The following is a 10000-nucleotide window of genomic DNA, read 5'->3' as shown; positions in this document are numbered from 1 at the left end:
GTTTGCTTTTGAAGCGCTCGCGCGTGCCAATATCCCCGCCCTCAATTACGCAAATCACGCCGTGTGGTGTGACTCGCCCGCTGGTCAAGCCTTTGCGCGTTACGCAATACGGTGGCGTATTCATGCAGTTTGTAAGCTGATGGAAAGCACTTGCCATCTGAATACGCAGACCGCTACACTCGCCATTCACCGACCATGCGGTCAGCATTTTTGCGCTGATATCCCGCAACCGATTATCGATTCGCATATCGGTTAAGGAGCGGGTTAAGCAGCAGCGCACGCCACAAAATCCGTAGCAATAAAGAAAACGATTATCGAAGGAGTGGAGATGCAGTTGGTTTGGCGTTGGATGGGGGCGGCTTGCGTCGCGACCGGGGTGCTCGCGGCGACGGCCGGCGGGGCGTATGCAGATGTGAAGATCGGGGTGACGCTGTCGGCCACGGGGCCTGCCGCCTCGCTCGGTATCCCGGAAAAGAACACGGTTGCGTTGCTGCCGAAGGAAATCGCGGGCCAGAAAGTGGACTACATCGTGCTCGACGATGCCACCGACTCCACGCAGGCGGTGAAGAACGCGCGCAAGCTCACGAGTGAAGACCACGTCGACGCGCTGATCGGCTCGACCGTCGTGCCGAACTCGCTCGCGATGATCGATGTCGCCGCGGAAACCTCCACGCCGATGATCTCGATGGCCGCCGCGGCCTCGATCGTCGAACCGATGGACGCCAAGCGCGCCTGGGTCTTCAAGACGCCCCAGAACGACCAGCTGATGGCGGGCGCTATCGCGCAGCACATGGCGGCGCACGGCGTGAAGACGGTGGCCTTCATCGGTTTTGCGGACGCCTACGGCGAGAGTTGGTACAAGGAGTTCAGCGCCGCCGCTGCAAAGCAGGGCATCAAGATCGTCGCGAACGAGCGCTTCGCGCGCAACGACGCCTCGGTCACGGGCCAGGTGCTCAAGATGATCTCGCAGCACCCCGACGCGGTGCTGATCGCGGGCGCGGGCACGCCGGCCGCGCTGCCGCAGAAGACGCTCAAGGAGCGCGGCTACGCAGGCAAGTACTACCAGACGCACGGCGTGGCCAACAACGACTTCCTGCGCGTGTGCGGCAAGGACTGCGAGGGCACGTATCTGCCCGCCGGGCCGCTGCTCGTCGCCGACCCGTTGCCCGATTCGAATCCCGTGAAGCAATCGGCGCTCGCGTACAAGGCCGCCTATGAAAAGGCGTATGGCGCGGGCTCGATCTCGACCTTCGGCGGTCACGCCTGGGACGCGGGCCTGTTGCTCCAGCACGCCATTCCGGTCGCACTGAAGGCCGGGCAGCCGGGTACGAAGGCGTTCCGCGAGGCACTGCGCGCCGCGCTCGAAAACTCGCACGACGTGGCGGGCGCACACGGCATCTTCAACATGAGCGCGACGGATCACGCGGGGCTCGACCAGCGTGCCCGCGTGATGGTGGAGATCGTCGGCGGCAAGTGGAAGCTCGCCGGCGATTGAGCGCCGGTTGACGCCACGAGGAACACAGCCCGGCGAACGCGACAGACGAGGAAGGCACGCTCATTCGAGGTGCCTTTTTTGTTGCCGGCGCAACGGCACCGCGTGGTGTCGCATGGTAAATCGTAGGAGGCAGGGAGCAGGGCAAGGGGAGCAGTCGATAAAGCGGAGCGTGCGCCCGGCGGCGCGGCGGCTTGTGCGGCGCCGCAGGCAGGGAAAACCATGAAATACGCGCGCGATCCCGATTACTACACTCGAAGGCCAGCGTCGATTTACGAAGATCTTAGCAATCGGCGCAGGATCAATCCGCAATACGCAGACCAAGCGTTTGGAGACGCGCAATGAAAACGAAGAAGTGGGTTTTGAGCTCGATTAGTGCCGGACTCGCAGCGGCGCTGATGGGTACGGCGGGCCTCGCCGCCGCACAGGTGAAGATCGGCGTGACGCTGTCGGCAACGGGGCCGGCGGCGTCGCTCGGCATTCCGGAGAAAAACACGATTGCGCTGCTGCCCAAGGAGATCGCGGGCCAGAGCGTGCAATACATCGTGCTCGACGACGCTTCCGACACGAGCAAGGCGGTGCAGAACACGCACAAGCTGATCGACGAAGACCACGTGGACGCCATCATCGGGTCGTCGGTCACGCCGAACTCGCTCGCGATGCTCGACGTCGTCGCGCAGGGCAAGACGCCGATGATTTCGCTCGCGGCATCGGCCGCGATTGTCGAGCCGATGGATGCGAAGCGCCAGTGGGCCTTCAAGACGCCGCAAAACGACAGCCTGATGGCCGACGCGATCGCCGGCTATATGGAGAAGCAGGGCGTGAAGACGGTGGGCTTCATCGGTTTCACCGACGCCTATGGCGACAGCTGGTTCAAGGAGTTCAGCGCCGCCGCCGCGAAGCACAACCTCAAGATCGTGGCGAACGAGCGCTATAACCGCACCGATTCGTCGGTGACCGGCCAGGTGCTGAAGCTGATGTCGGCGAGCCCCGATGCCGTGCTGATCGCCGGTTCGGGCACGCCTGCGGCGCTGCCTGCAACGACGCTGAAGGATCGTGGCTACAAGGGCAAGATCTATCAGACCCACGGCGTCGCCAACAACGACTTCCTGCGCGTGTGCGGCAAGGACTGCGACGGCGAACTGCTGCCTGCCGGCCCGATTCTCGTGGCAGACCAGTTGCCCGATTCGAACCCGGTCAAGAAGTCGGCGCTCGCCTATAAGGCGGCCTACGAGAAGGCCTATGGCGCCGGCACGGTGGCCACCTTCGGCGGTCATGCGTGGGATGCCGGCCAGATGCTCGAGCGCGCGATTCCGGTTGCGCTGAAGTCGGGCAAGCCAGGCACCGAGGCGTTCCGCGTCGCGCTGCGCAGCGCGCTCGAGAACGTGAAGGAGCTGCCGCTCTCGCACGGCATCATGAACACGACGCCGACCAACCACAACGGCCTCGATGACCGCGCGCGCGTGATCGTCGAAGTCGTCGACAGCAAGTGGAAGCTGCAAAGCGAATAAGTCGTCGCGCAGCGGGGGCCGCAGTGCGCCGCAAGTGCGCTGCGGATTCCCCGTGAAACACTCGCGCTGATCAAAGCGCTAGACAGCGACATATAGAGCGTCATTTTGCTCACTGACAATCTCGGCCGGTGTGCAGCCTGACGGCTGCGTACCGACCGTTCACGCATGAAGGCTAAACCAGCGTTTAGCCGGTTCTTTCCCGCATTTTCGTTTTTCGACGCTGCTGTTTTTCCGGGTTCCAGAGGGTTTCAGGAAGAGGGGTGTATGGATTTATCGATCGCCGCGATCCTCGCGCAGGATGGCATCACCACCGGTGCGATCTATGCGCTGCTTGCGCTTGCATTGGTGCTGGTGTTCTCCGTCACGCGAGTGATCTTCATTCCGCAGGGCGAATTCGTCTCGTACGGCGCGCTCACGCTCGCCGCGCTGCAGTCGCAGAAGTTTCCGGCCACGTGCTGGCTGCTCGTTGCGCTCGGTGTGGCCTGTTTCGTCGTCGAGGTGGCCGCGCTCGCGCGTCACGCCGAACGCCGCCGTCATGCAGCGCGCACGCTCGTCTCGCTCGCGGGCAAGTACCTGCTCTTTCCCGTCGCGCTCTATGCGATTACGCGCGGCGTGGCGGGTCAACCGTTGCCCATGCTCGTACAGATCGCGCTCACGCTCGCGATCGTGGTGCCGATGGGGCCGTTCATCTATCGGCTCGCGTATCAGCCCATCGCCGAGGCAACCACGCTGCTGCTGCTGATCGTGGCGGTGGCAGTGCATTTCGCGATGGTGGGCCTCGGGCTCGTGATGTTCGGCGCGGAAGGTTCGCGCACGAACGCCTTCACCGACGCCACCTTCAACGTTGGCAGTCTCTCGGTTTCGGGGCAAAGCCTTTGGGTGGTCGGCACGGCTGTCGTGCTGATCGTCGCGCTGTACCTCTACTTCGACCGCACGATTTCGGGCAAGGCGCTGCGCGCGACTTCGGTGAACCGGCTCGGCGCGCGGCTCGTCGGCATCGGCACCACGCAGGCCGGACGGCTCGCGTTCACGCTGGCCGCGGGTCTTGGCGCACTGTGCGGCATTCTCGTCGCGCCGCTTACCACGATCTATTACGACTCGGGCTTCCTGATCGGTCTCAAGGGCTTCGTGGGCGCCATCATCGGCGGCCTGGTGAGCTATCCGCTGGCTGCGGCGGGCTCGGTGTTCGTGGGCCTGCTGGAGTCCTACTCGTCGTTCTGGGCGAGCTCTTACAAGGAAGTGATCGTGTTTACGCTGATCATCCCCGTGCTGCTGTGGCGCTCGCTCTCGACGCCGCACGCCGAAGAGGAAGAGGAGTGACGCGATGAAACGATACGTCATGCACAACCGCTTCTTCTGGCTGTTCCTCGTGGTGATGTTCGCGCTGCCGGTGTTGCCGCATCCGGTGCACGTGCCCGAGTATTGGATCACGCTGCTCAACTACATCGGCCTCTATTCGATCGTCGCGATCGGGCTCGTGCTGCTCACCGGCATCGGCGGGATGACCAGCTTCGGGCAGGCCGCGTTCGTCGGGCTCGGTGCCTACGCGACCGCGTACCTGACGACGCAATACGGCGTCTCGCCGTGGCTCGCGTTGATCGTCGGCGTGGTGATCACGGGGCTCGTGGCGCTCGTGCTGGGGCTCGTCACGATGCGTCTGTCGGGCCACTTCCTGCCGCTCGGGACGATCGCCTGGGGCCTCGCGCTGTTCTTCCTGTTCGGCAACCTCGACATGCTCGGCAAGTACGACGGCATCAACGGCATTCCCGTGCTGAACGTGCTGGGCATCGATCTGGAATCGGGCCGCCATATCTATTACCTGATCTGGGTCGTGGTGCTCGCTTCGGTGATCTCTGTTCAGAATTTGCTTAATAGCCGCATGGGCCGGGCGATCCGTGCGCTGCGCGGCGGCGGCATGATGGCCGAGGCCATGGGCGTGAACACCGCGTGGATGCGTGTGGTGATCTTCGTCTATGCGGCCGTGCTCGCGGCCGTTTCGGGCTTTCTCTACGCGCACCTGCAGCGCGCCGTGAACCCGACGCCGTTCGGCCTGAATCACGGCATCGAGTATCTGTTCATGGCGGTGGTGGGCGGCGTCGCGCACGTGTGGGGCGCGGTGCTGGGTGCGGCGATCCTGACCTTGCTGCAGGACTGGCTGCAGACGCTGCTGCCCAAGCTGCTCGGCGAGAACGGCAACTTCGAGATCATCGTGTTCGGCATCTTGATGGTGCTGCTGCTGCAATACGCACGCCGCGGCGTCTGGCCCTTCGTGGCGCGCTTCTTCCCGCGCGGTCCGCAGGCGCATGTGCCCGAACATGCGGAAGCCTTGCCGCAGCGCAGCAAGCCGGCCACGGGCGAGCTGCTGCTCACGGTGAACAAGGCGCGCAAGCAGTTTGGCGGCCTCGTCGCCGTGAACGACGTGAGCTTCGAGGTAAAGGCCGGGCAGATCATCGGTCTGATCGGGCCCAACGGCGCGGGCAAGTCGACGACCTTTAATCTCGTCACCGGCGTGCTTCAGCCGACCAGCGGAGAAATCACGTTCCGCGGCGAGCGCATCGACCGTCTGACTTCACGTGAAATCGTTGCCCGCGGCATCGGCCGCACGTTCCAGCACGTGAAGCTGCTGCCGACGATGACGGTGCTCGAAAACGTCGCCATCGGTGCGCACCTGCGCGGCCACGCCGGCGTGCTGCGCAGCGTCGCCAAGCTCAATGCGACGGAGGAGGGGCTGCTCATGAGCGAGGCGGCGCGGCAGATTCGTCGCGTCGGGCTCGAGCAGCACATGTATGACGAAGCGGGCAGCCTCGCGCTCGGCCAGCAGCGGATTCTGGAGATCGCGCGCGCGCTCAGTTGCGACCCGACCTTGTTGCTGCTCGACGAGCCGGCGGCCGGCCTCCGTTATCAGGAAAAGCAACAGTTGGCCGCATTGCTGCGCAAGCTGAGAGAAGAGGGAATGAGCGTGCTGCTGGTGGAACACGACATGGATTTCGTGATGAATCTCACCGACCGGTTGGTGGTGATGGAATTCGGCACGCGTATCGCGGAGGGTTTGCCGGAAGACGTGCAGAAGGATCCGGCGGTGCTCGAAGCGTATCTGGGCGGGGTGGAATGATGACGGCACCCGTACTGGAAGTCTCTGGCCTCGCGGTTCGCTACGGCAAGATCGAGGCGCTGCACAAGGCGGCAATCAAGGTGGGCGCGGGGCAGATCGTCTCCGTGATCGGTCCGAACGGCGCTGGCAAGTCCACGCTGCTCAACGCCATCATGGGCGCGCTGCCCGTGACTGGGCACGCGAGCGGCCGCATTGCGTATCTCGGCGAAGACGTCAGCGCGTTGCCGATCGAGCGTCGCGTCGCGCGTGGCATGTGTCTCGTGCCGGAAAAGCGCGAGCTGTTCGCCTCGATGACAGTGGAGGACAACCTCGTACTCGGCGCGTATCGGCGCAAACGCGCGGGCGAGCGCAATTTCCTCGATCAACTGGAGCCGGTGTTCGCGCTGTTCCCGCGGCTGAAGGAACGCCGCGCGCAGGCGGCCGGCACCCTGTCGGGCGGCGAACGTCAGATGCTCGCGGTCGGCCGCGCGCTGATGGGCAAGCCCGACCTGCTGATGCTCGACGAGCCGAGCCTTGGCCTCGCACCGCTGATCGTGAAGGAAATTTTTCACATCATTAGTGCACTGCGGCAAACCGGCGTCGCGACGCTGCTCATCGAGCAGAACGCGCGAGCCGCGCTACAGATCTCGGACTACGGCTACGTGCTGGAAACCGGCGATCTGGCGCTCGAAGGACCCGCAAGCGATCTGGCGCAGAATCCACGCGTCATCGAGACTTATCTCGGATTGGCGAAGAAGCCGGTGTGATGGCCGGGTAGTTTGTTGGATGAATGCCGGAAGAGGGCGGCGTGTTTCACGTGAAACACGCCGTTTTTTTCGTGTGTGCTCGGCGTGGGAGCGTCGCACAGACAATTGAGACACTCACTCCCGCCGACAAATATTCGTGTATGAACGGCTTAAAACTCGAAACCGTTATAATCCGCGCATACCACTTTTTCTGAGAAGGCTCACGCGGTCGTTTCCGTCCATGCGTGAGGTCCCGCCATGCTTTTTCCCACAGAATTTGACGTAATCGTTGTCGGCGGCGGTCACGCCGGAACCGAGGCCGCGCTTGCTTCCGCCCGCATGGGCGTGAAGACGCTCCTGCTCACGCACAACATCGAAACGCTCGGCCAGATGAGCTGCAATCCGTCGATTGGCGGCATTGGCAAGGGCCATCTGGTCAAGGAAGTCGATGCGCTTGGCGGCGCCATGGCCGCCGCGACGGACGAGGGCGGAATCCAGTTCCGCATCCTCAATTCGTCCAAGGGTCCGGCGGTCCGGGCGACCCGCGCGCAGGCAGACCGCATTCTCTATAAGGCCGCCATTCGCCGGCGCCTCGAGAATCAGCCGAATCTCTGGCTGTTCCAGCAGGCCGTCGAAGACCTGATGGTCGAGGGGGATCGCGTCGTGGGCGCGGTGACGCAGGTAGGAATTCGTTTCCGTGCCCGCGCGGTCGTACTGACGGCGGGGACGTTCCTGGACGGCAAGATCCACGTGGGCCTGAACAATTACACGGGTGGCCGCGCCGGCGACCCCGCTGCCGTGACGCTTTCTGCCCGCCTGAAGGAGCTGAAGCTGCCGCAGGGGCGCCTCAAGACGGGCACGCCGCCGCGAATCGACGGCCGGACGATCGACTTTTCGGTGCTCGAAGAGCAGCCAGGCGACCTCGACCCGGTGCCGGTCTTCTCGTTCCTTGGCCGTGCCGAGCAGCATCCGCGCCAGATTCCATGCTGGGTCACGCACACGAACGAGCGCACGCACGACATCATCCGCGGCGGTCTCGACCGTTCGCCTATGTACACGGGCGTGATCGAAGGGGTGGGGCCGCGCTATTGCCCCTCGATCGAGGACAAGATTCACCGCTTCGCCTCGAAGGAGTCGCATCAGATCTTCCTCGAGCCGGAAGGCCTGACAACGAACGAGTTCTACCCCAATGGGATCTCGACGAGCCTGCCGTTTGACGTGCAGCTTGAGCTCGTGCATTCGATGCGCGGTCTGGAGCATGCGCACATCCTGCGCCCCGGCTATGCGATCGAGTACGACTACTTCGATCCGCGCGGACTGAAGGCTTCGCTCGAAACCAAGGCAATCAACGGCCTGTTTTTTGCGGGCCAGATCAATGGTACGACTGGCTACGAAGAAGCGGCGGCGCAAGGCCTGCTCGCCGGTATCAACGCAGGGCTGCAGGTGCAAGGCAAGGATGCCTGGTGCCCCCGCCGCGACGAGGCTTATCTCGGCGTGCTGGTCGACGATCTGGTCACGCGTGGCGTTTCCGAGCCGTACCGCATGTTCACGAGCCGTGCCGAATACCGTTTGAGCTTGCGCGAAGATAATGCGGATATGCGTCTAACGGAAATCGGCCGCGAGCTCGGCGTCATCGATGACGTTCGCTGGGACGCGTTCTGCCGCAAACGTGACGCTGTTTCACGTGAAACAGAGCGGCTCAAGGCCACGTGGGTGAACCCCAGGACGCTCTCCGCTGAAGAGGCGACCGCGTTACTCGGCAAGCCGATCGATCGCGAGTACAACCTCGCAGATCTGCTGCGTCGCCCGGGCGTGAGTTACGACGGTGTGTGCGGCCTGCGTGAAGGTGCCTGCGCACCCGAAGCCGCGCTCGCTGACGATGAAATTCTGCTCGCCCAGATCAAGGAGCAGATCGAAATCGGCATCAAATATCAGGGCTACATCGAGCGCCAGGCTGACGAGATCGAGCGCAATGGGGCGCAAGAGAACACGCGCTTGCCGGAAGGGATCGATTACGCGGAAGTGCGCGGCCTTTCGTTCGAGGCGCGCCAGAAGCTGAACCAGTTCCGCCCCGAGACCATCGGCCAGGCGTCGCGCATTTCGGGCATCACACCCGCTGCGATCTCGCTGCTGATGGTGCACCTCAAGCGTGGCCTCGGCCGCCGTCGCCAGAGCCCGGGTGAAGCGGGCGATGTGGGCACCGACTCGACGCCGGGGGCGCAATGACGGGCCGCGCAAGGCAACCCGGCATCACAGACCGCGACGCACTCGCTCGTCTGCTGAAAGAGGGCGCAGAGGCACTGGGCGTCGAGTTGAGCGAGCACCAGCACGAGCAACTGCTCGATTACGTTGCGCTGCTCGCAAAGTGGAACGCGGTTTACAATCTCACGGCAATCCGCGACCCGCGCCAGATGCTGATCCAGCACATTCTCGATTCGCTCTCGATCCTGCCGCATCTGCCGGCGCGCGCTGAGGCGACGGTGCTCGATGTCGGCTCTGGCGGTGGCCTGCCGGGCATCGTGCTCGCGATTGCGCGTCCGGACTGGGAGATCACGTTGAACGACATCGTGCAGAAGAAGTCCGCATTCCAGTCGCAGGTCAAGGCGCAGCTCGGTCTCACGAACCTCTCGGTCGTCACCGGACGGGTCGAATCGTTGCGTCCCGGTGTCGAAGTACCGAAAAAATTTGATCTGATTGTCTCGCGGGCATTCGCGGATCTCGCCGATTTCGTTACACTGGCCCGTCACCTCGTCGCTGACGGTGGCGCGATATGGGCGATGAAGGGCGTGCGCCCCGAAGGCGAGATCGAGCGCCTGCCCGCCGGAGCGAAGACGCTGAACACGATCCGGCTGAGGGTTCCGATGCTCGATGCGGAGCGCCACCTGATTGAGGTATCGGTTGAGCCGGTCGCCGCGGCCTGAACGGCCCGGCAATAGCCAATCGTCCGAATGGCGCACCAGATGCGAGCGCCATAACGTAAACAAACTTTTCAAGGCAGTAAAAGGGACACACGAAAGATGGCAAAAATCTTCTGCGTTGCGAACCAGAAGGGCGGCGTCGGCAAGACGACGACAACGGTCAATCTCGCCGCGAGCCTCGCATCGCAGGGACAACGTGTCCTTCTCATCGACCTCGACCCGCAGGGCAACGCCACGATGGG

Annotated in this window: 9 protein-coding genes; all 9 read left to right on the top strand. The window is 63.6% G+C overall.

The genetic code is table 11. The features are described from left to right. Positions 1-256: hypothetical protein (locus tag VMJ11_RS21675; RefSeq protein ID WP_325621617.1), on the top strand; the 256-nt coding region annotated here is incomplete at its 5' end. 72 nt (positions 257-328) lie between these two features. Next, on the top strand, positions 329-1495 hold the full coding sequence (locus tag VMJ11_RS21670) for an ABC transporter substrate-binding protein (RefSeq protein ID WP_325621615.1): 1167 nt from the start codon (positions 329-331) through the stop codon (positions 1493-1495). A gap of 338 nt (positions 1496-1833) precedes the next feature. After that, a complete protein-coding gene (locus VMJ11_RS21665; protein ID WP_325621613.1) occupies positions 1834-3003 on the top strand; it encodes an ABC transporter substrate-binding protein in 1170 nt (389 codons plus the stop codon). Between the two features lie 264 nt (positions 3004-3267). After that, the gene (locus VMJ11_RS21660; RefSeq protein ID WP_325621611.1) at positions 3268-4323 is read left to right on the top strand and encodes a branched-chain amino acid ABC transporter permease; all 1056 of its coding nucleotides are present in this window, start codon (positions 3268-3270) and stop codon (positions 4321-4323) included. A gap of 4 nt (positions 4324-4327) precedes the next feature. Next, positions 4328-6115: a branched-chain amino acid ABC transporter ATP-binding protein/permease gene (locus VMJ11_RS21655; RefSeq protein WP_325621609.1), complete on the top strand. Its 1788-nt coding sequence runs from the start codon at positions 4328-4330 to the stop codon at positions 6113-6115. Next, complete coding sequence (locus tag VMJ11_RS21650) at positions 6112-6861, top strand: ABC transporter ATP-binding protein (protein ID WP_325621607.1); 750 nt, start codon at positions 6112-6114, stop codon at positions 6859-6861. The genes VMJ11_RS21655 and VMJ11_RS21650 overlap by 4 nt, the downstream gene beginning before the upstream one ends. Positions 6862-7098: 237 nt before the next feature. Beyond that, the gene (gene mnmG, locus VMJ11_RS21645; protein ID WP_325621605.1) at positions 7099-9066 is read left to right on the top strand and encodes a tRNA uridine-5-carboxymethylaminomethyl(34) synthesis enzyme MnmG; all 1968 of its coding nucleotides are present in this window, start codon (positions 7099-7101) and stop codon (positions 9064-9066) included. Continuing rightward, complete coding sequence (rsmG, locus tag VMJ11_RS21640; RefSeq protein ID WP_325621603.1) at positions 9063-9761, top strand: 16S rRNA (guanine(527)-N(7))-methyltransferase RsmG; 699 nt, start codon at positions 9063-9065, stop codon at positions 9759-9761. Before mnmG ends, rsmG begins: the two co-directional genes overlap by 4 nt. A gap of 96 nt (positions 9762-9857) precedes the next feature. Continuing rightward, on the top strand, positions 9858-10000 hold a 143-nt coding region (locus VMJ11_RS21635), incomplete at its 3' end, for a ParA family protein (RefSeq protein WP_325621618.1).

The sequence above is a fragment of the Paraburkholderia sp. genome, from assembly GCF_035501035.1.
GTDB lineage: Bacteria > Pseudomonadota > Gammaproteobacteria > Burkholderiales > Burkholderiaceae > Paraburkholderia.
The sequence above is the reverse complement of the archived record's forward strand: the minus strand, read 5'-3'. Positions and strand labels throughout refer to the sequence as shown.